Origin of the sequence: Aureimonas sp. AU4 (genome assembly GCF_001463765.1) — a bacterium.
GTDB lineage: Bacteria > Pseudomonadota > Alphaproteobacteria > Rhizobiales > Rhizobiaceae > Aureimonas.
This window is the reverse complement of sequence record NZ_BBWK01000002.1, coordinates 18,950-43,843: the sequence shown is the minus strand read 5'-3', so window position 1 is coordinate 43,843 and position 24,894 is coordinate 18,950. Positions and strand designations below refer to the sequence as shown.

Below are 24,894 nucleotides of genomic sequence, written 5' to 3'. Positions count from 1 at the left end.
GCACAAGAATCGACGTCCTGCTGGCAACCTTTCATCGGGGTTACCAATTAACGAGCATCAGGTTTTTCATGGCCTGATACTCCAGCCAAACTTCGGGCGGCCCATGGCCGCCCTTTTTTTGACTACCCGCAGGCGCCCTCGATCATGTCTAGCATCGTCCCAACAGCGCGTAGGCGTTCAGACGTGTTTTGGGTCACGACGGACTGGACGAGCTTCTGGCCCTTCCAGGCAAAGCTCTGCGGATAGGTCCCCGAATGCGCAGCGTCGGCATCGCTCTTCAGTCGGAACACGGCGGCGATGCCCTTCGGCCCTGCCGCTAGACGTTGAATGCCCGCATCGATGCAGCGCAGCCGGATCGCGGCGAGCTCGATCAAAACCGCAGTGGCCTTCGGCACGGGTCCGAAGCGGTCCGTCAGATCCTCCTTCAATGCCTCGAGTGATGCGGCGTCCTGGATGCGATCGATCTCTGCGTAGAGATTGATGCGTGTTTCCGGCTCCGGCACGTAGTCCGGCGGGATACGTCCCGCCAGTCCCAACGCGAGTTCGGGCATCCAGTCGTCCCGAACCTCACGCCCTTCGGCGACTGCGAGCGCACGCTCCAGAAGGTGGCGGTACAATGTCAGTCCGACAAGTTGCAGATGGCCGGCCTGCTCATCGCCGACCAGATCGCCGGCGCCGCGCAGATCTAGGTCGCGGGCGCTGACCTGGAAGCCGGCACCGAGACGGTTCATTGCCTCGAGCGTTCTCAGTCGCCGTTCTGTCTCGGGTGCGAGCGTCTGTCCTGCTTCCGTCATCAGGTAGGCGATGCCGCGTCTTGAGCCGCGCCCGACGCGGCCGCGCAGCTGGTGGAGCTGGGCCATGCCGAATCGATCGGGATGCCAGACGATCATCGTATTGGCGGCCGGTACGTCGAGGCCGCTCTCGATGATGTTGGTCGCGAGGAGGACGTCGCCTTCGCCCTCGGTGAACCGCAGCATCGTTTCGTCGATCTCGTCGGCCGGAAGCTTCCCGTGAGCCACGGCAACGCGCAGATCCGGAACGATACGCTTCAGACGTTCGCGCATCGGCTCGATGTCTTCGACGCGCGGACAGACTACGAAGCTTTGACCGCTACGGCGCTTCTCTCGTTCCAGCGCGTCGCGCACGCGGTCCTCATCGAAGGGCAGCACGACCGTTTGGATCGGCTGACGGAGGACCGGTGGCGTCGCTATGATGGAGAAGTCGTTGAGCCCGACGAAGCTTGCCTGCAGAGTGCGCGGGATGGGTGTCGCCGTCATGGACAGAAGATGACCGTCTTTCGCCAGCGAGCGCAGCGCTTCCTTCTGAGCGGAGCCGAAACGCTGCTCCTCGTCGATGACGACGAGGCCGGGGTTCTGGAACCTCACCGACTTACCGCAGACGGAGTGAGTACCGACCACGACGCCGATCGAACCGTCGTCCAAACCCGCGCGAATCTGCTTGGCTTCGGCAGGTGAGGTCAGACGCGACAGGTGAGCGACTTCGATGCCGAGACCGGCGAAGCGCTTCTCGAAATTGCGCGCATGTTGCTGGGCCAGCACCGTCGTCGGCGCGGCGACGACGACCTGACGGCCAGCAAACACGGCTGCCGCCGCCGCGCGCAGCGCAATCTCGGTCTTGCCGAAACCGACATCGCCGCAGACGAGGCGATTCATGGGTCGTCCGCTGGCCAGATCCGACAGGACCGCTTCCGTGGCAGTCGCTTGATCGGGTGATAGCTCGTAGGGAAAGCGTGCGCAGAAGCGCTCGTAGAGCTGACGGTCGGGCTTCAGCGGTCGCGTCCGAGCCTTCCGGCGCAGGGTCGCGAACTCACTGAGGTGTGCTGCCGTCTTCTGGACATTGCCCAGGAGTTCGTTGCGCCGCTCAAGCCAGCGCCCGCCCTTCAGCTTGTCGAGGCTGACGCCGCTGCTCTCACCGCTGTAGCGCCAGAGTGCCCCGATCTCCTCGACCGGCACCATGAGCGTCGCGTCGTCGGCATAGCGCAGCCGGAGCATCTCGCGCTTGCCCTTATCGTGCTGAATTTCTTCCAGCGCCTCCAGAATGCCAACACCATGATCGATGTGGACGACGGCGTCCCCGATCGCGAAGCCCTCGATCAGGGCAGAGAAGGCGGACGCGGACGGGGATGCGGAGCGCACGGCCGCCTGACCGCCGATATCTTCTGCCGTGACGACGGTAACGGGCGCATCCGCGGCGCGGAACCCTTGAGCGCATGGCAGGACCATCGACAGCCGGCTACCGCGCTCTGCCTTGATGACGCTCTGCCAGTTTTCGGCCTTCGGGAAAGGTGCCTTCAGGTAGCGTGCCGCGCGACGCGCCCATTCCCGGCGCAGCGTCTCGTTGGGGGCGGCCAAGACAAGGGTGCGCGCCTTCTCGCTTTCGGCCGAGAAGGCGGACAGTTCCTTCCAGGGATGCGCATCCGCCGCAAATCGTGGGACGAAGAAGTTCATGTCTTCCGGCTGGTCGATACTCGCCGCCAGTCGCTGACCAGCAAGGCGCTCCCAATCCATCGCCGGCAGGAACGCCTCATCCAGCTTTCCAGCTGACCTGGAAGACGCCCCCGATGCGAAACGCGCTCCCTCGTCGATCGCTTCGCGGAAGGCGGCGGCGCGCCGTGTCACGCCATCCTCGATGATCAGCGAACAGTCGCCGAGATAATCGAAGATGGTTTCGAGCTTGGGATAGAAGGCGGTAAGCCGATGCTCGGCGCCACGGCCGACGCTTTGTCCCACGATCTCGCTCGCCGGATCGACGATCAGGAGATCGCTCTGCGCGATCGTGCGCTGTGTCGCTGCGTCGTAGGATCGGATCGATACGATCCGGTTGCCGTCATATTCGACGCGGCATGGATTCGGGGCGGCTGCGGGGAAGAAGTCGATCACCCGGCCGCGGATCGCCGCTTCGCCGGGCTCATCGACGCGATCGTCGAAGACGTAGCCGATCTGGCGGAGGTGGGCTTCCACGTCCGCAATCGCGATTTCGTCACCGACCCGGAATTCGCGATGCAGTTCCGACCAGATCGAGCGCGGCGGCACCATGCGCAGCAACGCTTCGACCGTCGTGACAACGACGCTCGGGCGGTTGTGCGGGTTGGTGAGCCAGCGCAGGACGCCCATGCGCTGGCCCATGACGGCAGGCGACGGGGAGGCCCCATCGAACGGCAGGCAATCCCATGGAGGAAAGTAGGCAACCGGCCGCTCAGGGTCGAAGGCAACGAGCATCGCGGCCAGATCTCTGGCTCGCCGACCGGTTTGTGCGACGTAGAGCAGCAGTTGCCCTTCGCGCTTTCTCACCTCCCGATGAACGACGGCGGCGGTCGCGCCGATGGGTGACAGAGGGGCGAGCTTTTCCGCCTGCGTCGCTTGAGCTTCGACGGACAGGGACTGCAGCATGAACTTCTCAACTCCCGTACGCGCCTTCTACCGGCGCTTGGGCAGGGAACGTCCATCCCGCCTCTTCGATCCTGGGTTCGACACCTGCCCACAGGAATCGTGACGGCGAGGTGACGGAGTGGAACGAAGCCGCGTCGCGCCTAGCTCCCGCTTATCGCTCGGATAGATGGCGGAATTCCATGGCCAAGACGTACCAAAAGCATGCGCCCAAGGGTCACCGCCCGCTCGACCGGCTCGACCTCTCGGCCCAGGCGAATGCGGACACCTACGAAAAGTCGCTGCAAGCGCTGCAAACCCGCTTCATAGCGATACAGCAGGCCTACCTGCACACCGGCAACGACGCCGTCATCGTCTTCGAGGGCTGGGACGCCGCGGGGAAAGGCGGCACGATCCGCCGAATCTCTTCCGTGATGGATCCCAGAGGCTTCAAGGTCTGGCCCGTCGCCGCTCCAACCCCGGAGGAGCAAAAGCATCATTACCTAACACGTTTCTGGCAGCGGCTTCCCGGACGCGGCGAGATCGCGGTGTTCGATCGGTCCTGGTACGGTCGACTCCTCGTCGAGCGCGTCGAAGGGTATGCGAAGCCGTCCGAGTGGGGACGGGCCTTCGGGGAGATCAACGAGTTCGAGCGGATGCTCGTCGATGACGGAACGCGCGTCGTGAAGGTCTTTCTCTACATCACGCCGGACGAGCAGTTGAAGCGCTTCCGCGACCGCATGGAAGATCCGCTGAAGCGCTGGAAGCTTTCCTATGAGGACTTCCGAAATCGCGAGCGCTGGGACGACTATCAGGATGCCGCCAACGAGATGCTCGAACGCACCTCGACAAATGGTGCGCCTTGGTTTGTGCTTCCCGCCAATGACAAGAAATACGCGCGGCTCGAGGCGCTGGACGCGATCGCGGACAGACTATCGGATGGCGTCGACCTCAAGCCGCCGGAGCCGGACAAGAAGTTGCGGGAGCGCTACGATAGCCTTATCGCGAAGGGCGACCGGGACAAGTGATGGTCACTTCGAACCGGCTCGCCTCATCGGCATCGCGTCTATGATGCCGAACAGGCGCTCGGGGACGAAGGGTTCCACCGAACGCCATTTCTCGCCGCCGTCGAGCCCGATCAGTACGGCCACGAACGGCGTGCCGGGCGCGACGTTATAGAGACGCTGCAGGTCTCGCGTTTCGGGAAGCGGCTCCGGCGCGCGGCCTGCCAGGACTTCCACATCGTCATCCAGCGTCATGACGAGGAGCTGCCGTTCGCGGAGTGCCTGCACATCACCCGCGAACCGGTTCCAGTGCTTCTGCGTCTCCTTTGAGTCCCCAAACAGCAGGAGCACGCGCTGCTGCCAGCGCACGTCATCGAGCTGTGCGGCCATGGCGTTCGCTCCCATCAGTTGCAGGATCAAGACGGCGGCGATCGAAAGTCCATGCCGCATGGAACGGCCCTCGGCTGACTTGCTGTTCCGCTTGAACTAACGTCGCGGCATCGGCAATCAAAGGAGTAGGGGCGATGGTTGCGAGCACGAGAACGGCACTGATCGTCGTCGATGTCCAGAACGACTTCTGTCCCGGCGGCGCGCTTGCGGTCGCGGATGGCCACGTCGTCGTGCCCGTCATCAACCGACTGATGCCAGGTTTCGATGTCGTCGTCGCCACGCAGGACTGGCACCCCAGCGGGCACATCTCCTTCGCATCGACGCACGGCGCCGCGCCGTTCAGCTCGATCCGACTACCCTATGGTGAACAGGTATTGTGGCCGGACCACTGCGTCCAGGGAACGACCGGCGCGGCGTTCCATGCCGATCTCGACCTCGATCCGGTCCAGGCTGTGATCCGCAAGGGTTGGGGCCGTCAGGTGGACAGCTACTCGGGCCTGCGCGAGGCGGATCGGCGGACCAGCACCGGGCTGGCCGGATATCTGCGCGAGCGCGAAGTGAACTCGGTCGCCGTCTGCGGCTTGGCGACCGACTTCTGCGTGAGCTGGACGGCCCTCGATGCCAGGGAAGCAGGGTTCGACGTCGAGGTCATCGACGACGCCTGCCGGGCTATCGATCTCAACGGTTCGCTCGACGTCGCCTGGAGCCGCATGCATGCCGTCGGCATACGCCGCAGAAGCGTGGCGGATGGCGAGGCGTGACGTGAGTCAGGCTGCGTCGGCCTGCGCCTTGGTCTTGGGCTCGGAGGTCCGCTCGATCCAGGCGACGAAGCGATCGGTCCACCGGGTGAGAAGCGCCTTCGCCGCCTCGTCCTGAACGGATCCGTCGGCGGCGAACTGTTCAGCGTGATAGGTGAAGTAGACTTCCGGCTGACCCATGAGGACGACGTCGACCACGTTGAGAACGCTTTTGAGGTGGTTCTGCCCCGCCGACGTGCCGGTCGAACCGGGACTGGTCCCCACGAGCCCGCCCGGCTTGGCGGAGAAGGAATTCTGGCCGTAGGGCCGGGTGCCCCAGTCGATCGCGTTCTTCAAAACGGCGGGAAAGGAACGGTTGTATTCCGGCGTGACGAACAGGACGGCATCGGCCGTCTCGACCTCGCGCTTGAAGCGGGAAACCGCTTCCGGGGGATTTGGCCAGAGGTCGTCGTTGTACATCGGAAGGTCGCCGAGTTCGACAAAGCGGAACTCCAGTCGGCCTTCGGCAAGCTTGGCGAGAGCTTCCGCGAACTTGCGGTTGATCGACTCTCGGCGCAGCGAGCCGACAAGGACGGCAACGGTTGGCATGACGTGATTCCCACGGCTCGTTAGAGGTCTGCGGGACATGGAACCGTTGGCGCCGCAACGCAACCGCACGTCAGCAGACGCACCGTCGCCGGCCGGAGCATCTTCAGGTCGCGACGATCTCGCGCGTTTCGGCGAAGGTAAGCCCGGAATTGCGCTCTCGCGCATAGCGCAATTCCCAGTCGTTCTTCGGCAGGAAGACCGGACGCTCGTCGCGATCCATCGCGCAACTCATGATGTTTTCCTGCATGAACGTCTTCACCAGACGCTCGTCCTCCGCCGAGATCCAGCGCGCGGTCGCATAGGGAACGGGCTCGAAGGTGATGTCGGTCTTGTACTCGTTGCGCACGCGCGATGCGAGGACGTCGAGCTGAAGCGGACCGACGACGCCGACGATCCACTGCGAACCGATCGTCGGCTTGAAGACCTGAACCAGACCCTCCTCCGCCAGATCCTCGAGGGCGCGCCGCAGCTGCTTCATCTTCATCGTATCCTCGAGCCGGACACGACGCATGACCTCGGGCGCGAAGGAAGGCAGGCCGGTGAAGCGGAAGGTCTCGCCTTCGGTCAGCGTGTCGCCGACCCGGAGCGTTCCATGGTTCGGGATACCGATGACGTCGCCCGCAAACGCCTCCTCCGTCAGCGCTCGCTCCTGCGCGAAGAAGTAGATCGGATTGTTGACTGCGAGCGGCTTGCCGCTTCGCACGTGGTTCAGCTTCATGCCGCGCTTGAAGTGGCCGGAGCAGAAGCGGACGAAGGCCACGCGATCCCGGTGGTTGGGGTCCATGTTGGCCTGGACCTTGAAGACGAAGGCCGAAACCGACTGCGTCAGTGGATCGACCGCACCCTTGTCGGAGGGCTGCGGACGGGGCGGCGGCGCAAAGCGCGCGACGATCTTCAGGAGCTGATCCACCGAGAAGTCCCGCAACGCGCTGCCGAAAACGACAGGCGTGAGGTGTCCCTGGCGATAGGCTTCGGCGTCGAAGGCGCTGTAACCGGCTTGGGCGAGCTCGACTTCGCCCGCGAACTTGGCGGCGACATGTTCGGGCAAAATCGCATGAAGTGCTGGGTCGTCCGCGCCCGAAAACTGCGTGACGGTGTTGAAAGAGCCGGCTGCGCGCGGGCGTGAATGCAGGAACTCGTTGGTCTCGAGGTCGAAGCAGCCCTGGAAATCCGATCCCATGCCGACCGGCCAGACCTGCGGGGAAACCGAGAGCGCCAAGCCCGCCTCGAGCTCGTCGAGAATCTCGAAGGGATCGCGTCCCTCGCGGTCCACCTTGTTGACGAAGGTGATAATCGGGATATCGCGCAAACGACAGATCTCGAAGAGCTTTCGCGTCTGGGACTCGATACCCTTGGCGACGTCCACGACCATGATCGCGCTGTCGACCGCTGTGAGCGTCCGGTACGTGTCCTCAGAGAAGTCGGAGTGGCCCGGCGTGTCGAGGAGGTTGAAGGTGATTCCTTCACGCTCGAAGGTCATGACCGACGAGGTGACCGAGATGCCGCGCGACTGCTCGATCTCCATCCAGTCCGAACGCGCGCGCCGGTTCTCGCCGCGCGCCTTGACCGCGCCGGCCATGTTGATGGCGCCGCCGGCCAGAAGCAGCTTCTCGGTCAGCGTCGTCTTGCCGGCGTCCGGGTGCGAGATGATCGCGAAAGTGCGGCGCGACAAAGAACCGTCGGGCTTGGATCGGGCAGGCGTGGTGGCGAGCGTGGCGTCGGGCAGGGCGCTCATCGGCGGACCTCAGGGCATTGGAAAGAACGGGAGATAGGATTGCGATCCTTCTCGCGCCATCCATCCTTCCGCACAAGGTCCTATCCACCCAAGCTCGGTCGTCAGCCGAAGATCCAAGCACCCTTGAGGGGCCGATCATGTAAGCCTGCACTCGCAAGACCCACAATAGGTGACGTCGTTGCGGTCCGCAGAGGCTCGACGACCTCCACGTCCGCTTCGACGCAGGTAGAGTGACGGTTACCGCCACGAGCTACGGCTGAGTGAGTCTCGAACTCGAGGCAAACGATTGAGTGCGAACAAACGCTTGGAATAAATAACCCCCGGAAGCTCGCGCTTCCGGGGGCCTTTTCGTTGGGATCAGCTGCAGCCGCTGGTCGAGCCGCAGGTGTCGCACTTCAGGCAGGTGCCGTTACGCACCATGGTGAAGTTCGAGCATTCCGAGCAGCTGTCGCCCGTGTAGCCTTTCATCATCGCCTGGGCGCGGCGCTCGGCGCTGGTGGCCTTCGGGGCCGCATCGACGCGAGCCACGTCCTTGTCGCTTGCGCCGAAGGCAAGGGGCGCCTCGAACAGGCCCTGTGCCGGCGAGACGTCGGCCGCGCGCGAGCGCACGGCAAGCGGCTCGGCGTCCTCGCGCAAGAGCGTCGAGGGCATCGAGGCCACCGAACGGGCCGCCGAGCCGCCGGACGATGCCATTGCCATCGGACGCGGAGCGCTTGGGGCGGTCGAAGCGATCGTCTTGGCCGGCGTCGCCGAAGCGGCATCCGCCGAGGAGACGAGACGGAACTTCGCCGTCTGGCCGCGCACCATGCCGCTCGAGATGGGAAGCGGGGCCGGCTTGTCGCCTTCGACGCCACGTCCGACGGTCGAGGCGTTGATCTCCTCGGGCTGGACGTGGGCGAGGTCGTGGCGGCCGAGATAGGAGACCGCCAGCTCGCGGAACACGTAGTCGAGGATCGACGTCGCGTTCTTGATGGCCTCGTTGCCCTGCACCATGCCCGCCGGCTCGAAGCGCGTGAAGGTGAAGGCCTCGACGTATTCGTCGAGCGGCACACCGAACTGCAGGCCGAGCGAGATGGCGATGGCGAAGTTGTTCATCATCGCACGGAAGGCAGCGCCCTCCTTGTGCATGTCGATGAAGATTTCGCCGAGCCGCCCGTCGTCGAACTCGCCGGTGCGCAGATACACCTTATGGCCGCCGACGATGGCTTTCTGCGTGTAGCCCTTGCGGCGGTTCGGCAGCTTCTCGCGGTCGCGCACCACCTTCTCGACCGTGCGCTCGACGATCCGCTCCACGATGCGCTCAGCGACTTCCGCCGCGCGTGCCGGGATCGGCGCCGCCAGCAGAGCCTCGACCGCATCCTCCTCTTCGTCCTCGTCGGCGATCAGCGAGGCGTTCAGCGGCTGCGAAAGCTTGGAGCCGTCGCGATAGAGGGCGTTGGCCTTCAGAGCGAGCTTCCACGAGAGCATGTAGGCCGCGTTGCAGTCCTCCACGGTCGCGTCGTTCGGCATGTTGATCGTCTTGGAGATGGCGCCCGAGATGAAGGGCTGAGCCGCCGCCATCATGCGGATATGCGAGTCGACCGAAAGCGACCGCTTGCCGATGCGCCCGCATGGGGTCGCACAGTCGAAGACCGGCAGGTGCTCGTTCTTCAGGAAAGGCGCGCCCTCCAGCGTCATGGCACCACAGACGTGGACGTTCGCCGCCTCGATCTCCTTGCGGGAGTAGCCGAGGAAGGGGAGCATCTCGAACGACATGTCGTTCAGCTGCTCGTCGCTGATGCCGAGCGTCTCGCGGCAGAAAGCCTCGCCGAGCGTCCACTTGTTGAACGCGAACTTGATGTCGAAGGCGCTCTTGAGGCCGGCATTCAGCGCCTCGATCTGCTCGTCGCCGAAGCCCTTCGAACGCAGCGAGCCCGGATTGATCGCCGGCGCCTGGTTCATGTTGCCATGGCCGACCGCGTAGGCCTCGATCTCCGCGATCTGCGACTCCGAGTAGCCCAGCGTGCGAAGCGCCTCAGGCACCGCGCGGTTGATGATCTTGAAGTAGCCGCCGCCTGCCAGCTTCTTGAACTTCACCAGCGCGAAGTCGGGCTCGATGCCGGTCGTGTCGCAGTCCATGACAAGGCCGATCGTGCCGGTCGGCGCGATGACCGTGGTCTGCGCGTTACGGTATCCGTGCTTCTCGCCGAGCTCCTGCGCCGTCGTCCAGGCCTGCTTGGCGCGCGCCGACAGGCGCTTGTCCTTGAGCGAGGCATGGTCGAGCGGAACCGGATCGACGGCCAGTTCCTCGTAGCCGTTGGCAAGGCCATGGGCCGCGCGGGCATGGTTGCGGATGACGCGCTGCATGCCGTCCGCGTTGCGGGCGTAGTCCGGGAAGGGGCCGAGCTCGCGTGCCATCTCCGCGGAGGTCGCGTAACAGACACCGGTCATGATCGCCGAGATCGCGCCGCAGATTGCGCGACCCTCTGCCGACGAGTACGGGATGCCGGCGGTCATGAGCAGGCCGCCGATGTTGGCGAAGCCGAGCCCGAGCGTGCGGTAGTCGTAGGACCGCTGCGCGATTTCCTTGGACGGGAACTGCGCCATCAGGACGGAGATTTCGAGGACGATCGTCCAGAGACGGGTCGCGTGCTCGAACGCATCGACGTCGAAGCGACCGGACGGCTCGCGGAACTGGAGAAGGTTCAACGACGCCAGGTTGCAGGCCGTGTCGTCGAGGAACATGTACTCCGAGCAGGGGTTCGACGCGTTGATCGCGCCCGCCGCCGCACAGGTGTGCCAGTCGTTGATCGTCGTGTGGAACTGGATACCGGGATCGGCCGATGCCCAGGCGGCGTAACCGATCTTGTCCCAAAGCTCGCGCGCCTTGACGGTCTTGGTGACCTTGCCGGTCGTGCGACCGATCAGGTTCCAGTCGCCGTCGTTCTCGACGAGGTGCAGGAACTCGTCGGTGACGCGCACCGAGTTGTTCGAGTTCTGACCCGCGACCGTCAGGTAGGCCTCGGAGTCCCAATCCGTGTCGTAGATCGGGAAATCGATCTGCGTGTAGCCCTGGCGAGCGAGCTGGATGACGCGCTTGACGTAGTTCTCGGGAACCTGCGCCTTCTTGGCATCACGCACGGCGCGCTTGAGCGCCGGGTTGATGTTGGGATCGAAGCACTCCTCGCCCGTGCCACCCTCGCAGTTCACGCACGCCGAAAGGATCAGCTTCAGGTGCTTCGACACGGTCTTGGAGCCGGTCACGAGCGCCGCGACCTTCTCCTCCTCGCGCACCTTCCAGTTGATGTACTGCTCGATATCCGGATGGTCGATATCGACGACGACCATCTTCGCCGCGCGGCGCGTGGTGCCGCCAGACTTGATCGCGCCCGCGGCACGGTCGCCGATCTTCAGGAAGCTCATGAGGCCCGACGAGCGGCCGCCGCCCGCCAGCTTCTCGCCCTCGCCGCGAAGCTGGGAGAAGTTCGAGCCGGTGCCCGAGCCGTACTTGAAGAGGCGCGCCTCGCGGACCCAAAGGTCCATGATGCCGCCCTCGTTCACCAGATCGTCGGCGACGGACTGGATGAAGCAGGCGTGCGGCTGGGGATGCTCATAGGACGAGGAGGAGCGTACGAGCTCGCCCGTCTGGTAATCGACATAGAAGTGGCCCTGGCTCGGACCATCGATACCGTAGGCCCAGTGCAGGCCGGTGTTGAACCACTGCGGCGAATTCGGCGCGACCTTCTGGGTCGCCAGCATGAAGGCCAACTCGTCGCGGAAGGCGAGGGCATCCTCCTCGGACGCGAAATATCCGCCCTTCCAGCCCCAATAGGTCCAGGTTCCGGCAAGTCGGTCAAACACCTGGCGCGCGTCGGTTTCGGAGCCATTCCGCTCGTTCTCGGGTAGGCTGGCCAGCGCCTCCTCGTCGGTGACCGACCGCCAGAGCCAGGACGGGACGTCGTTCTCCTCGATGCGCTTCAGTGCCTTCGGCACGCCGGCCTTGCGGAAGTACTTCTGGGCCAGAATGTCGGCCGCCACCTGGCTGAACTGCGCGGGCACGTCGATGTCCGCGAGGCGGAACACGATCGAGCCGTCCGGATTGCGGATCTCACTGGTCGCCTTTCGGAACTCCACGGCGCGGTATGCGTCTTGGCCCGGCCGCGTGTAGCGGCGCTCGATCTTCATGCCCATGGACATTCTCCGAACGGCGATGCGAGTTCGCACGACAAGGCTTCGCCGTTCCCAATATAGGGACGCGCGGGCTCCTTCGCCGCTACTCATTCGCTGATTGCTGGAACGCAGACACCATATTTAGTGGCTACGCGGGTGCTCCATCACACCATCTAGATGGGGCAGCTGAGTGTCAAGGTAAGGCTGCGTGGTTATCTGCTGGTTAAGTGACACAAAACAGACACGAGGCAGAGACTCCCCGGACCCACAACGGGTTCCAGAAGAATCGCGGTTCTCCACAACCAGTATCGGCTGTGTAGAACCGGACATTTCAGCTTGACGACGAGGCGCCACAGAGTCCTCCCGACTCTGTTCCGATTCGGAAATAGTTAACGTCCCTTAACCGATCGAGCCCTTGCCGATCGGCGCCTGGAACGTGAGGCCGAGATCCCACGGGAAATAGATCCAAGTGTCCTGGCTTACCTCGGTGATGAAGGTATCGACGAGCGGCCGACCCTTGGGCTTGGCGTAGACGGTCGCGAAGTGCGCTCGCGGCAGCATGGCGCGTACGAGGGCTGCGGTTTTGCCTGTGTCGGTCAGGTCATCGACGATCAGGATGCCGTCGCCGTCGTCGTCCCGCAGGTTGGGCGCGATGTCCTTGAGGACCTGCAGCTCACCCTGACGATCGTAGTCGTGATACGAGGCGATACACACCGTCTCGATGAGCCGAGTGCCGAGCTCTCGCGCGATGATCGCGGCCGGAACGAGACCGCCGCGCGTGATGCAGACGATCGCCTTCCAATCGTCGCGTTGCCCCGCCAGGCGCCAGGCGAGCGCGCGCGCGTCGCGGTGGAACTGCTCCCAGGACACGGGGAAGGACTTCTCGGCGGACGACATCGCGGATCTCCTCAAACGATGAGGTCGCGATAGCCGGTCGCCTTCAAACGAACAAGGCCGACCCGCGCGAAGCGCGGGCCAACGTCGCGTCAGGCCCCACGCGCGTCCTCGCGCTCGCGAAGCATGGACCGGATCGCACCCGCAGCGGTGTCGAGGCGCGAGCGATCCCGGGAGCGGACGACGAGATCGGTCGAATAGCGCTCCCCGTCGAACTTCGGGTAGGACCCGATTGCGACGTCGGGATGCGCCTTCTGCAGCGCCGCCAGCGCGTCGCCGATCTCGCCCTCGCCGAAGGGGCAGGACACGGTCTCGCTGAGCATCACGGCGCCGGTCCGCAGGTTCGGCAGGACGTTGTCGACCATGGCGGCGAAGATGGAAGGGACGCCTGCCATCACCATGACGTTCTCCACCCGGAAGCCGGGCGCCGTGGAGATCGGGTTGGCGATGAGCTCCGATCCGGCGGGCATTCGTGTCATGCGCCGTCGGGCCGGCGTGAACTCAAGATCGCGGCCGGCGTAGTAGCGGCCCAGGAGCTCGACCGCTCTCGGCTCCTCTCCAACGGGACGGCCGAACGCCGCGCCAATCGCGTCGGCGGTAATGTCGTCATGAGTGGGGCCGATGCCCCCTGATGTGAAAACGTAGTCGTATCGGCCCCGGAGCGCGTTCACCGCTTCTACGATCGCATCCTGCCGGTCGCCGACGATGCGCACCTCGGTCAAGTCGATGCCGGCAAGCGTCAGGACGCTGGCCAGATGTCCGATGTTCCGGTCTTTCGTCCGACCGGACAAGACCTCGTCGCCGATCGCCACCATGCCAGCTGTCACAGCCGTTCCGTCATGCGCCGCCATGGATCCCGCCTTCTTCCGTTCGTTTCGCCGGGAAGTGGCGTCGAGACCGAGGCGGGCAAGCGGCGGGATCGTGCGAAGGAGACAGTGCGTCGCGGGCAGGGCGCCTTTATCATGACAGCTCCAGCGCTCTATGCCTGACACGCAATCACGAACTCCCAACTGGAAGGAATCGGCCTTGGCTAAGGTTCTGGTACTCTACTACTCGAGCTACGGGCACATCGAGACGATGGCACGCGCCGTCGCCGAAGGCGCTCGCCAAGGCGGCGCGGATGTCGAGGTGAAGCGCGTGCCCGAGACGGCGCCGCCCGCGGTGGTCGCGGCCGCCCACTTCAAGACAGATCACGAGTTCCCTGAGGCGCAGCCGGACGAGCTCGCGAACTACGATGCGATCATCGTCGGCGTCCCGACGCGCTACGGCAACATGGCCTCGCAGATGGCAGCGTTCTGGGATCGAACCGGCGGCCTCTGGGCCAAGGGCGCACTCGTGGGCAAGGTTGGTGGCGTCTTCGCCTCCTCGGCCACCCAGCACGGCGGCAACGAGGCGACGATCCTCTCCGTCCACAAGACCCTTCTGCACCATGGTCTGGTGATCGTCGGCCTGCCCTATGCCTTCCAAGGCCAGATGACGCTCGACGCCATCGCGGGCGGCTCGCCCTACGGCGCCACGACGATCGCCGCCGGCGATGGATCGCGTCAGCCGAGCCAGGTCGAACTCGACGGCGCACGCTTCCAGGGACGCCATATCGCCGAGATCGCAGGCAAGCTCACGGCCTGAGGCTGGACAAATGGCGGAGGCAGGCGCGCTCGCGGCCCGCTTCCGCCGATCTTTCACACGACGCGACGTGAGGACCAGAATTCAGGCAGGTTCCGCCCAAGCGGCGGTCTCAGCCGACCTGGTGCTCTCGTCCGCCTCCAGCGCTTCGCGCAGATCATCAAGCGCGCGGTTCGTGGACTGGAGACGTGCCAGGAGCCGATGAACGCGACGGTCATCCATCTCGAGCCAGCCGACCGGCTCCGGGAAGGGGATCGTCTCGACACGACTATGCTGCGACATGAGGAGGCCCTCCTCGATCTTCCGCATGATGCCCGTTGATATGTGGAGTGGATCACGGCGACGTCCGCCGCGCAACGACGAAACCGAAAAAATGGTCGAGTCTTAATGAAATATTGATGAAGGCACGCGAAGGCGCACTTGCGAATACAACTCGCCCGCCCGCTATGTCCTCAGACAATAGTCTCGTCTGTGGCACGGATATTTCAATTCTGAAATGATGGTACGGGCTGCGGGACTCGAACCCGCACGAGACAAGCTCGAGCGATTTTAAGTCGCTTGCGTCTACCGTTCCGCCAAGCCCGCATCGACGTCGGTGCCCTGCGCGGGCGTGCTCCGACCCTTTTCTCATACCTCGCCGCCACCGCTGCCTCAATCCCAACGGCGCCTCTGCCGCAGATGCGTGGCGACGAGCGCTCGTGTAAGTCACAGATGGCGGCTTGAAATCGACGGGGTCTGAAATGCGTGCGTTCCACGAAGTGGCTAGCTTTCTGGTCGATGTCGCCATGGGTCGCGCACCTGCCGACCTCGTCGTGCGAGGCGCCCGCTGGGTCAACGTCCACTCCGGTGAGATCATTCCGGGCACCGACATCGCGGTGGCTCATGGACGTTTCGCCTATTGCGGACCGGATGCGAGCCACGCGATCGGACCGGAGACGACCGTCGTCGAGGCTGCGGGACGTTACGTCGTCCCCGGCTTGTGCGACGCCCACATGCATGTCGAAAGCGGCATGGTCACGGTCACGGAATTCTGCCGTGCCGTGATCCCGCATGGCACGACCTCCATGTTCATAGACCCTCATGAGATCGCGAACGTCCTCGGACTGCCGGGCGTTCGCCTCATGCACGACGAGGCGCTGGCGCAGCCGATCAATGTCTGGACGCAGATGCCGAGCTGTGTGCCCTCGGCGCCGGGTCTCGAGAATGCCGGTGCGCGGATCGGCGTCGCGGAGGTCGAGGAGGCGATGCGCTGGCCGGGAATGATCGGTCTCGGCGAGGTCATGAACTTTCCCGGCGTTGCGGCCAACGATCCCGTCATGGTCGGCGCGATCGCCGCCACGCGGGCTGCCGGACGGGTCGTCGGAGGCCACTACGCCTCGCCCGACCTCGGGCGCGCGTTTCACGGATATGCGGCCGGGGGACCGCAGGACGACCATGAGGGCACAAGGGCCGGAGACGCGATCGCGCGTGTCCGCCAGGGCATGAAGGCGATGCTCCGCCTGGGTTCGGCATGGTACGACGTGGCGGAGCAGATTCGCGCGGTCACGGAGCAGGGGCTCGACCCGCGCAACTTTATTCTCTGCACCGACGACTGCCATTCGGGAACGCTCATCGCCGACGGCCACATGGACCGTGTGGTGCGCCACGCGATCCGGCAAGGCTTGAGGCCTATCACTGCAATTCAAATGGCGACCCTCAATACGGCGGAGCATTTCGGGCTCGAGCGCGAGATCGGATCGATCGCGCCCGGCCGACGGGCCGATTTCCTTCTCGTCTCGCAGCTTGCCGAACTGACGATCGACGCGGTTTACGCTCGCGGCATTCTCCTTGCCGAAGGTGCTCAGTTGTTGGCCGACATGCCGGCCTATCGCTACCCCGACAAGGCGATGCGCACCGTCCACCTCGGCCGCGAGCTTTCGGCGTCGGATTTCGAGCTGTCCGCGCCGCAGGGTCGCAACGATGTCGAGGCCCGCGTCATCGGCGTCATCGAGAACCAAGCGCCGACCGAACATCTTCGCCGACGCCTTCCGGTCGTCGACGGCAAGGTTCCTGGCGATGCGGATCAGGATGTCTGCCGCATCGCGCTGGTCGAGCGCCACCGCGCGACGGGTAACGTAGTCAACGCCTTCGTCTCGGGCTTCGGCTACGACGTGCCCTGCGCCCTGGCATCGACCGTCGCCCATGACAGCCACCACATGATCGTCGTGGGCACGAGCGCCGACGATATGGCGATGGCCGCCAATCGGCTTGGGGAGATCGGCGGCGGTGTCGTGTTCTTTCGCGAGGGTTGCGAGGAGGCGCTGGTCGAACTCCCGGTGGCTGGCCTCATGTCGACCGAGCGCGCGGAGGTGGTCGCGGCGAAGGTCGAGAAACTCTTGGCCGCCATGCGCGCCGCCGGATGCCGGCTCAACAACGCCTACATGCAACACTCTCTGCTGGGCCTCGTCGTCATTCCCGCGCTTCGCCTTTCGGACGAGGGCTTGGTCGACGTCGAACGCTTCGAAATCGTGGACGTCTTCGTGTGAGACTTTACAAGCGAGGAGGAATGTCGGAAGTACCGAGCGGTACGCGCATGAGACGCTACAGGAAACACGATGCTGCCGACGCTCCGTCCTTTCGGATCGATTAGTCGCGCCGGCGCCCTCTGACGGTCCAGATTAGGACGCGGAGCGCGACCGGAACGCGGAGACACTTCCGGCATCATGCCGGGACCCTCCGTTGCATCTGATCTGGCTGCTCCTTCAGCTGTCCTGTTTCTCTCAGACGCTTCTTCGGCGTCCCTCATATGCGGTCGCATCATCCCATGACCTCGACTCCCTTCCGTGCCGACGTCGCTCGCGCCGAGAACGCACTGCGCGCCCTGTTTCCGGCGACGCCCTTGCAGCTCAACGAGCATCTTTCCAAGCGCTACGAGGCTCGCGTCTTCCTGAAGCGTGAGGACCTGACCCCCGTGCGGTCCTACAAGATTCGTGGTGCCTTCAACTTCATGCGCAAGCGCATGGAGGAGGGAAGCGGCACGACCCGCTTCACCTGCGCCTCGGCGGGAAACCATGCTCAGGGCTTCGCCTTCGCCTGCCGCCACTTCGGCTTGAGCGGCCGCGTTTTCATGCCTGTCACGACGCCCCAGCAGAAGATCGAGAAGACTCGGACCTTCGGTGGCGACGCCATTGAGATAGAGCTCGTCGGCGACTTCTTCGACGACTGTTACGCCGCCTCGCGCGCCTATGCCGCCGCGACGGGAGCCGCGATGGTGCCGCCCTTCGACCATGGAGACATCGTCGAGGGACAGGCGAGCGTCGGACTGGAGATTGAACGACAACTGGAAGGCGAGCGGGCCGACATGCTGGTGCTACCAGTGGGCGGCGGAGGCCTCGCGTCCGGCCTCTCGCGCTACTACGAGGGCGACCAATCGCCCGCCTTCCGACTTGTCGAGCCTCTGGGTGCCCCCAGCCTCTCGACGAGCCTCCAGAAGGGGCGCCGCGTGAAGCTGCCTCAGATGGAGGGCTTCGTGGACGGCGCCGCGGTCGCCGAAATCGGCGCGCTGCCCTTCGAGATCCTGTCGCGGTTCGACGCCGGGCATGTCGTTCTCTCGCCGGAGGGTCGCCTCTGTCAGACGATGTTGGAAATGCTCAACATCGAGGGCATCGTGCTCGAGCCCGCCGGTGCGCTGGCGATCGACGCGCTGCGCTCGCTCGGCGAGGAGGTGAGGGGCAAGACGGTCGTTCTCGTCGTCTCGGGCGGCAACTTCGACTTCGAGCGCCTTCCGGACGTCAAGGAGCGGGCGCTTCGCTTCGAGGGGCGCAAGAAGTACTTCATCCTGCGGCTCGCTCAGCGTCCGGGCGCCCTCCGCGACTTCCTCGCGCTGCTCGGACCGAACGACGACATCTCGCGGTTCGAATATCTCAAGAAATCCGCGCGCGATTTCGGCTCGATCCTGCTGGGTATCGAGACGAGCGAGCCCGACAACTTCGATGCCCTTCTGGCGCGGTTCGCGAAGGATGGCATCCGCTTCCAGGACATCACCGACAACCAGGTGATGACGGACCTGCTGATCTAACGGGTAGCCCCCTCAGGTGGTCGGCGACGGCAGGGCGGCGATCCATTCGGCGATCAGCGCCGAGAGGCGCTCTGTCGTATTCGGGGAGGTCGCGGCACCCACGATGACATGCTGCGACGGATCGCTACTATCGTCGACGATGACGGTTTCATGCGGGCCGCCCCAGCGCGCGGCGACCTCGGCCGTCCTCGTCGTATCCACCACATGGTCACCCGGCGCATAGACGAACAGAGCCGGGATCCGCAGCGTGGAGACGTCCAGTGTTTGGGTCGCCTCCACGAGCCGGGCCATCGGCAGAAGGGCGCGGGTCGGATAGCGCTGCGTCCAGATCCCGTTCGTCGTCATCTCGGCCTCGGCGGTTCCGAACTCTTCGGGTCCGAGGTAAGGGATCAGGGAGCGGGCGAAGGGCATGGTCAGCATCCAGCTTCGCCCGTCGGACACCCCGAAGTTCGGCGAGATCTCGACGATCCCCGCGAGCCCTTTCGTCAGTTCGGGGCGGCTGGCGGCAAGGGTGGCGAGCGTCGCCCCGGTCGAGGTCGCGATCACGATCACGCGCTCGCCGAGCCTGCGCCCGATGGCCATGGCTTCTGCGAAGTCGTCGATCCAGTCGCCGACTTCCGGCTCGGCCATCGCGGCGCTGTCGCGTCCATGACCGGCCAGGCGGGTGTAGAAGAGATTGGCGCCGAGGCGCTTCGCGACCTCGTCCGACAGCGGTCGCGTCTCGTCACGAGATGCCGAGAAGCCGTGTACATAGACGAGGGCGATCGGCGTCTTCGCCTTCGACGCCGGATAGGCCCAAACGATCTCCTTCTGCGCGCCGGGACGAAGGTTCGGTATGTCCGCCTCGGTTCGCGCGAGGTAGGCCTCGACGTCGCTTCCAATGGTGGCTGCATCGAAGCCGCTCTCGAGGCGCAGCGGTTCCCTTGGGCCGAACGCCCAGAGTCCCCCGCCGATCACGAGCAGGACGAGAAGAAGCGGTAGCACGATCTTCAGCGTCAGAAGAAGGCGCGAGCGTTGGATGGCGTTCATGCGAAGCGGCGTTCGGTCGTCAGAGTTGGAGGCGGTAGATCGCATAGCCGTCATCGCTGCGACCGGCCTCGGTCAGGCCGAGCGACGAGAGGTCGCGAACATGGGCGGCCGATCCGGGTCCCGTGCGGAAGACGACCTCGGTTCCGGCGGTTTGCGCAAGGCTCCAGTTGCCGTCGGCCGCGGGATCGATGCGCTTCTTCTCGATGATGTAGCGGATGAGCACATCGCGATTGGCATCGGGTGCCACGAAGACGATCTTGTCGCTCGCGATGCCCGGGAATTTGCCGCCTCCACCGGCCCGGTAGTTGTTCGTCACGACAACGAACTCCTGCTTCAGGTCGATCGGCTTTCCCTCGAACTCGAGGTCGACGATGCGCGACGCATCGCCGTCGACCAGTTTGCCGTCGCGATCGAAGCGAGCAGGACGCGTCGGGTCGATGCGGTATGTCACACCGTCGATGACATCGAAATTGTAGGACGGAAAGGTTTCGTCGATCAGGTTCTGAGCGGTACGTCCCGGCTCGATGCGGCGGAAGATACCGGCCGACATCTCAAGCCAGTCCTTCACGTGAGCCCCGGTGATCTTCACCGCCTGAACGGTATTCGGGTAGAGATAGAGATCGGCCACGTTCCGGATCGCGATCGGGCCGGCGGGGATGTCCGTGTAGTAGTCGGGACCGCTGCGACCGCCGGACTTGAAGGGCGCCGCCGCCGAGAGGAGCGGGAGGTTCGCATAGGGCGTCTCGGCGAGGATCGTGCGCATGTACCAGAGCTGAGCCTGGTTCACGATCTGAACGGACGGATCGTCGGCGATCAGCGCGAAATACGAGTAGAGCGGTGCCGTAGCCTCGCCGACCGGTCGTCTGACATAGGCCAGCGTCGCCTCGTGATCGCGCTTGGCCGCGTCCAGTACGGCGGGCTCGCTCGCAACCAGGGCCTTCGGCTGACGGTCGACGCGCTCAAAGATCGGACGCAACTCCGACGTTGCCGAAACCACGCGCCAGCGATCGTCGGCGCGCTCCAGAAGCAGATCGACGAGCCCGAGATCGGAACCCCAGAAGCCCGCCATCACGGCGGGCTTGCCGTGAAGCGTTCCCTTCACGGCGTCGGCGCCCGCGATGTCCTTGAAATCCTCCCCTGGGAACCGGAGGTGCTGATGGCCGGACAAGACGACGTCGATGCCCTCGACGCTCGCCAGCTGCAGCGCGGCATTCTCGAGAGTGGCATCGCCGGGGTCGCCGTCCGCGATGCCCGAATGGCAGAGGGCGACGACGATGTCGGCACCCTGCGAACGGACGAGCGGAACGAAGGCGCGGGCCGTCTCAACGATGCCGCGTGTCGTTGCGCGGCCGTTGAGGTTCTGGGCGTCCCATACGGTGATCTGCGGCGGCAGGAACCCGACGACGCCGATGCGGATCGGCAGGCTCGACCCGTCGCCGGTCGCGATACGCCGGTCGAGGATCACGAAAGGAGGGACGAAGCGCTCGTCGGCGCCAGGGTCCGCCGCGCGCTCGCCCTTGACGAGGTTGGCGCTGACGATCGGGAAGTTCGCGGGGCCGATCACCCGCTGCAGGAAGTCCAGCCCGTAGTTGAACTCGTGGTTCCCAAGCGTGCCGGCGTCATAGCGAAGCGTATTCATGGCGGCAACGATGGGATGGACGTCGCCGTCCTTCATGCCTCGCTCGAAGGCGACGTAGTCGCCGAGCGGGTTGCCCTGCAGGAAGTCGCCGTTGTCGAAGAGGAGCGAGTTGGTCGCCTCCACGCGGATGGCATCGACAATGCTGGCCGTGCGCGCGAGGCCGACGGTCGGGGTCTCGCGGTCGGCGTAGTAGTCGTAGGGGTAGATGTTCACATGAAGATCGGTCGTCTCCATGATGCGAAGGTGCGCCTGACGCGCCTGCGCATTCGCGGAGAAGGGATGAAGGCTCGCCGCGACGGCGGTCGCCGCGCCTGCCGCGAGGAAGGCACGTCGGTTGATGGTCGTCATGCGATTCGTCCTTTCGGGGAATGCGTCAGTCGTCGAAGGCCGGGGTCGTCACCTCCCGCATCGAAAGGGGCCTGAAGCCCATCTTCCGATAAAGCGGGAGAGCGGCCGGATGGTCGAGCGTGTTGGTCTCGACGGTCAGGGCACTCGGCATCTCTTCGAAACCCGCGACGATCGCCTGGGAGAGAAGAAAGCGCGACAGACCCTGTCCGCGGAACTCGGGCATGATCCCGAAATGAACGAGCCGCGTCTCGCGCGGTGCGCGGCCCGCATCGAGTTCGAACCAGCCTGCGGGAACACCGTCGCAGTAGAGGATCCGCATGCGCATGTTGGGCGCATGGATCTCGCGCCGCAGCGCCTCGTCTCGCAGAAGGCGGGACGTCCAGTGATGAGGGCGCCCGACCGCGACATAGAGATAGCGATAGTAGTCCAGCGGGATATTGCGCGTGCGAAGCACGACGTAATGGCGCCCGTTCTCCGGCGGCAAGACCGGTTTCTCGGGCAGTTGATGCATCACGAGTTGCGTGACGGTGGCAGTCAGCAGGCGCATGGGTCGCGGCGTATCCATCAGGTCGCGGGTCCGGTCTCGACCGGCGTATCCTCGCGCGAGCCCCATTCCGTCCAGGATCCGTCATAGAGGCGGACATCTGTCTTGCCGAGCTTTGCGAGTGCAAGCGTCAACACGGCGGCCGTGACGCCGGACCCGCAGCTCGTGACGACGGGCTTCGACAGGTCGACGCCTGATGCCACGAAGGCTTCCCGAATGGCCTCCGAATTCTTCAGGTGACCGTTCTCGACGAGTTCCGTGAAGGGCAGGGAACGCGCGGTCGGCATATGGCCGGATCGGACGCCCGCACGAGGCTCGACTGCCTCGCCGCGGAACCGCTCCGTCGAGCGCGCATCCACGACCTGTCCGTCGCTCTGCCTCGCTACGATCGCGTGGACGTCATCGAGCGTGGCGATCGCCGACTCGTCCCGCGCGGCATGGAAGCGGGCTGCACGGCGCGGCGCGATTGTGGTTTCGACCGGGTATTCGCCATCGCGCCAGGCCGGAAAGCCGCCTTCGAGGATCCGCACGTCGTGCGCGCCGAACGTGCGCAACAGCCACCACAGGCGTGGCGCACTGAAAACGCCGAGCCCATCGTACACGACGATTGTATCCTTGTCGGACACGCCGAGATCGGAAAGCGCCGCGCCGAAGGTCGCCGCGTCCGGCAGGGTATGCGGCAGGCCGGACGACGCGTCCACGACGGCATCATGATCGAAAAATACGGCCCCGGGTATATGGCCGGCCTCGTATTCTTGTCTGGCGAAACGCTTCTGGGCTGGGAGATACCAGGAACCGTCGATGACCGAGACGCCGGGTCGCCCGACGTGGGAGGCAAGTTCCGCCGCCGAGATCGAGAAGGGGTTGGAATTCAAGACGACCTCGCGAGAAGTACAGCGCGGAACCAGCATAGGGGGTCGCCCGCGCCGGTGGAATGGGGAAGAGCCGTCATTGCGGAGCGTCGCCGAATCGAACGCGAACCCGGCGGTTCGTGCGTCCCTTCTTCTCGACCTTGCCGATATGAATCAGTCCGATCTCGCTCGTCTCGAGGACGTGGGTCCCGCCACAGGGCTGGGAATCGATCTCGCCGTCCGCGCCGACCGTCACGAGGCGAACGTGGCCCGTGCCCCGTGGTGGCTTGACGTTTGCAGACTTCACGAGACCCGGATTGGCATCGAGCTCCTCGTCCGTGATCCAGCGCGTGCCGACGGGATGGTTCGCTTCGACGAGGCTACGAAGACCCCGCGTCACGACGTCCTTGTCGACGTCGGCGTCGGGCCAGTCGAAGTCGATCCGTCCCTCGTCCTCTCCAACTGCCGCTCCGGTCACCGGATAGGGGCAGACCACGGTGAGAAGGTGAAGGGCGGTGTGCATGCGCATCAGCTTGTATCGGCGTGCCCAGTCGACATGGAGGACGACCGTTTCACCTGCGGATGGGAGATCAGCTCCCTCGGCCACGACCAGGAGGATGCGCGAACGATCCTCCGAGCGCCGCGTATCGACCACCGCCATCTGCCGGCCGTCGGGCAGTTCGATGAAGCCGGTGTCGCCGGGCTGGCCGCCGCCAGCCGGATAAAAGTTCGAGCGTGCGACGGCGATGCCGTTGCCACCCTCGATGTCGAGTACCGTCGTCTCCAGCGTCGAGAGGTAGGCGTCGTCCTGATAGGCGGCCTCGGTCGACGAACTCATGGGCGAGCGCCCTCGAAGGGGATATCGTATGGCGCGTGCCGCTCCAGCCATGCTGGAACGGGAAGATTCTTCTCTCGCAGGAAGGCGGGGTTGAAGAGCTTGGATTGGTAGCGGGTGCCGTAGTCGCACAGGATGGTCACGATCGTGTGGCCCGGCCCCATCTCGCGGGCCATGCGGATCGCGCCGGCGATGTTGATGCCGGACGACCCGCCGAGGCACAGCCCCTCCTCGCCGATCAGGTCGAAGACGATCGGGAGGGCCTCCTCATCCGGGATCTGGTAGGCGAAGTCCGGTGCGAAACCCTCGAGGTTCGCCGTGACGCGCCCCTGTCCGATGCCCTCGGTGATCGAGCTGCCCTCGGCGTGCAGTTCGCCGGTCGTGTAGTAGCTGTAGAGCGAGGCGCCAAGGGGATCGGCGATGCCGATCTTCACATGGCTAGAGTGGCGCTTGAGGCCCATCGCCGTTCCGGCAAGCGTGCCTCCGGTTCCGACCGCGCAGATGAACCCATCGATCTCGCCGCCGGTCTGCTGCCAGATTTCCTCGGCCGTTGTCACCACATGCCCGTCGCGATTGGCGGTGTTGTCGAACTGGTTCGCCCAGATCGCCCCGGCCGGATGGGTCCGGGCGAGTTGCTCGGCAAGGCGACCCGACAGCTTCACGTAGTTGTCGGGGTTGCGATAGGGCACCGCCGGCACCTCGATCAGATCGGCTCCCATCAGACGGAGCGCGTCCTTTTTCTCCTGGCTCTGGGTCTCCGGGATGACGATGACGGTCTTGTAGCCGAGCGCATCGGCCACGAGTGCGAGACCGATGCCCGTATTGCCCGCCGTACCCTCCACGATGATCCCGCCGGGGGCCAGCAGCCCCTTCTCCTCGGCATCGCGAATGATGAAGAGGCCGGCGCGGTCCTTCACGGACTGCCCCGGGTTCAGGAACTCCGCCTTTCCGTAGATCTCGCAGCCGGTTTCTTCCGAAGCGCGGCGCAGGCGGATCAGCGGCGTGTTGCCGATGGCGTCGAGAACGGAATGGTGGCGTGACATGGATGCGGCTTCGCCTCGCGT

19 protein-coding genes and 1 tRNA gene are annotated in these 24,894 nt (G+C 64.9%); 5 read left to right on the top strand and 15 right to left on the bottom strand.

Annotated elements, in window-relative coordinates:
- Positions 1 to 122 precede the first annotated feature (122 nt).
- The gene (locus tag AUL35_RS00645) at positions 123 to 3,410 is read right to left on the bottom strand and encodes a DEAD/DEAH box helicase (protein ID WP_062011003.1); all 3,288 of its coding nucleotides are present in this window, start codon (positions 3,408 to 3,410) and stop codon (positions 123 to 125) included.
- Positions 3,411 to 3,589: 179 nt separating this feature from the next.
- Between AUL35_RS00645 and AUL35_RS00640 the strand changes: the two genes are divergently transcribed.
- Positions 3,590 to 4,414, top strand: a complete 825-nt coding sequence (locus AUL35_RS00640) for a polyphosphate kinase 2 family protein (protein ID WP_062011001.1) — start codon at positions 3,590 to 3,592, stop codon at positions 4,412 to 4,414.
- 3 nt (positions 4,415 to 4,417) lie between these two features.
- Here the strand turns inward: AUL35_RS00640 and AUL35_RS00635 are convergent, their stop codons facing one another.
- On the bottom strand, positions 4,418 to 4,840 hold the full coding sequence (locus AUL35_RS00635; protein WP_062010999.1) for a DUF4174 domain-containing protein: 423 nt from the start codon (positions 4,838 to 4,840) through the stop codon (positions 4,418 to 4,420).
- Between the two features lie 74 nt (positions 4,841 to 4,914).
- Between AUL35_RS00635 and pncA the strand changes: the two genes are divergently transcribed.
- On the top strand, positions 4,915 to 5,541 hold the full coding sequence (gene pncA / locus AUL35_RS00630) for a bifunctional nicotinamidase/pyrazinamidase (protein WP_062010998.1): 627 nt from the start codon (positions 4,915 to 4,917) through the stop codon (positions 5,539 to 5,541).
- Positions 5,542 to 5,547: 6 nt separating this feature from the next.
- Here pncA and AUL35_RS00625 read toward each other — a convergent pair whose 3' ends face one another.
- From AUL35_RS00625 to AUL35_RS00605, 5 genes are all read right to left on the bottom strand, one after another.
- Positions 5,548 to 6,126 (bottom strand): NADPH-dependent FMN reductase, encoded by a 579-nt coding sequence (locus AUL35_RS00625; protein ID WP_062010997.1) that lies wholly within the window; start codon positions 6,124 to 6,126, stop codon positions 5,548 to 5,550.
- A 103-nt stretch (positions 6,127 to 6,229) separates the two neighbouring features.
- Positions 6,230 to 7,861 carry a peptide chain release factor 3 gene (locus tag AUL35_RS00620; protein WP_082665991.1) on the bottom strand — a complete coding sequence of 544 codons (1,632 nt, stop codon included), beginning with the start codon at positions 7,859 to 7,861 and terminating at the stop codon, positions 6,230 to 6,232.
- Between the two features lie 357 nt (positions 7,862 to 8,218).
- On the bottom strand, positions 8,219 to 12,031 hold the full coding sequence (locus AUL35_RS00615) for a vitamin B12-dependent ribonucleotide reductase (RefSeq protein ID WP_062010996.1): 3,813 nt from the start codon (positions 12,029 to 12,031) through the stop codon (positions 8,219 to 8,221).
- A gap of 378 nt (positions 12,032 to 12,409) precedes the next feature.
- Positions 12,410 to 12,907: a xanthine phosphoribosyltransferase gene (gpt, locus tag AUL35_RS00610; protein WP_062010995.1), complete on the bottom strand. Its 498-nt coding sequence runs from the start codon at positions 12,905 to 12,907 to the stop codon at positions 12,410 to 12,412.
- Positions 12,908 to 12,996: 89 nt separating this feature from the next.
- Complete coding sequence (locus AUL35_RS00605; RefSeq protein WP_062010994.1) at positions 12,997 to 13,755, bottom strand: competence/damage-inducible protein A; 759 nt, start codon at positions 13,753 to 13,755, stop codon at positions 12,997 to 12,999.
- A gap of 175 nt (positions 13,756 to 13,930) precedes the next feature.
- On the opposite strand from AUL35_RS00605, the gene wrbA reads away from it, so the two are divergent.
- Positions 13,931 to 14,530, top strand: coding sequence for an NAD(P)H:quinone oxidoreductase (gene wrbA, locus AUL35_RS00600; protein ID WP_062010993.1), 600 nt, complete (start codon positions 13,931 to 13,933; stop codon positions 14,528 to 14,530).
- Between the two features lie 81 nt (positions 14,531 to 14,611).
- Here wrbA and AUL35_RS00595 read toward each other — a convergent pair whose 3' ends face one another.
- Together AUL35_RS00595 and AUL35_RS00590 are read right to left on the bottom strand one after the other, a co-directional pair.
- On the bottom strand, positions 14,612 to 14,836 hold the full coding sequence (locus AUL35_RS00595; RefSeq protein ID WP_062010991.1) for a hypothetical protein: 225 nt from the start codon (positions 14,834 to 14,836) through the stop codon (positions 14,612 to 14,614).
- A gap of 191 nt (positions 14,837 to 15,027) precedes the next feature.
- Positions 15,028 to 15,112: transfer RNA gene (locus AUL35_RS00590), tRNA-Leu, on the bottom strand.
- A gap of 155 nt (positions 15,113 to 15,267) precedes the next feature.
- On the opposite strand from AUL35_RS00590, the gene AUL35_RS00585 reads away from it, so the two are divergent.
- Together AUL35_RS00585 and ilvA are read left to right on the top strand one after the other, a co-directional pair.
- Positions 15,268 to 17,052, top strand: coding sequence for an adenine deaminase (locus AUL35_RS00585; protein ID WP_062010989.1), 1,785 nt, complete (start codon positions 15,268 to 15,270; stop codon positions 17,050 to 17,052).
- A 278-nt stretch (positions 17,053 to 17,330) separates the two neighbouring features.
- On the top strand, positions 17,331 to 18,584 hold the full coding sequence (ilvA, locus tag AUL35_RS00580; protein WP_062010988.1) for a threonine ammonia-lyase IlvA: 1,254 nt from the start codon (positions 17,331 to 17,333) through the stop codon (positions 18,582 to 18,584).
- A 12-nt stretch (positions 18,585 to 18,596) separates the two neighbouring features.
- On the opposite strand, the gene AUL35_RS00575 is transcribed toward ilvA, so the two are convergent.
- From AUL35_RS00575 to AUL35_RS00550, 6 genes are all read right to left on the bottom strand, one after another.
- The gene (locus tag AUL35_RS00575; protein ID WP_062010986.1) at positions 18,597 to 19,613 is read right to left on the bottom strand and encodes a carboxylesterase; all 1,017 of its coding nucleotides are present in this window, start codon (positions 19,611 to 19,613) and stop codon (positions 18,597 to 18,599) included.
- A gap of 19 nt (positions 19,614 to 19,632) precedes the next feature.
- Complete coding sequence (locus AUL35_RS00570) at positions 19,633 to 21,600, bottom strand: bifunctional 2',3'-cyclic-nucleotide 2'-phosphodiesterase/3'-nucleotidase (protein WP_062010984.1); 1,968 nt, start codon at positions 21,598 to 21,600, stop codon at positions 19,633 to 19,635.
- 25 nt (positions 21,601 to 21,625) lie between these two features.
- Positions 21,626 to 22,147: a GNAT family N-acetyltransferase gene (locus AUL35_RS00565; RefSeq protein WP_062011428.1), complete on the bottom strand. Its 522-nt coding sequence runs from the start codon at positions 22,145 to 22,147 to the stop codon at positions 21,626 to 21,628.
- Between the two features lie 17 nt (positions 22,148 to 22,164).
- Complete coding sequence (gene sseA, locus AUL35_RS00560; RefSeq protein WP_244493621.1) at positions 22,165 to 23,019, bottom strand: 3-mercaptopyruvate sulfurtransferase; 855 nt, start codon at positions 23,017 to 23,019, stop codon at positions 22,165 to 22,167.
- A 73-nt stretch (positions 23,020 to 23,092) separates the two neighbouring features.
- On the bottom strand, positions 23,093 to 23,833 hold the full coding sequence (locus AUL35_RS00555; RefSeq protein ID WP_062010981.1) for an alanyl-tRNA editing protein: 741 nt from the start codon (positions 23,831 to 23,833) through the stop codon (positions 23,093 to 23,095).
- Entirely contained in the window at positions 23,830 to 24,873 is a 1,044-nt protein-coding gene (locus AUL35_RS00550) for a cysteine synthase A (protein ID WP_062010979.1), read from the bottom strand. Before AUL35_RS00550 ends, AUL35_RS00555 begins: the two co-directional genes overlap by 4 nt.
- Between the last annotated feature and the right edge of the window lie 21 nt (positions 24,874 to 24,894).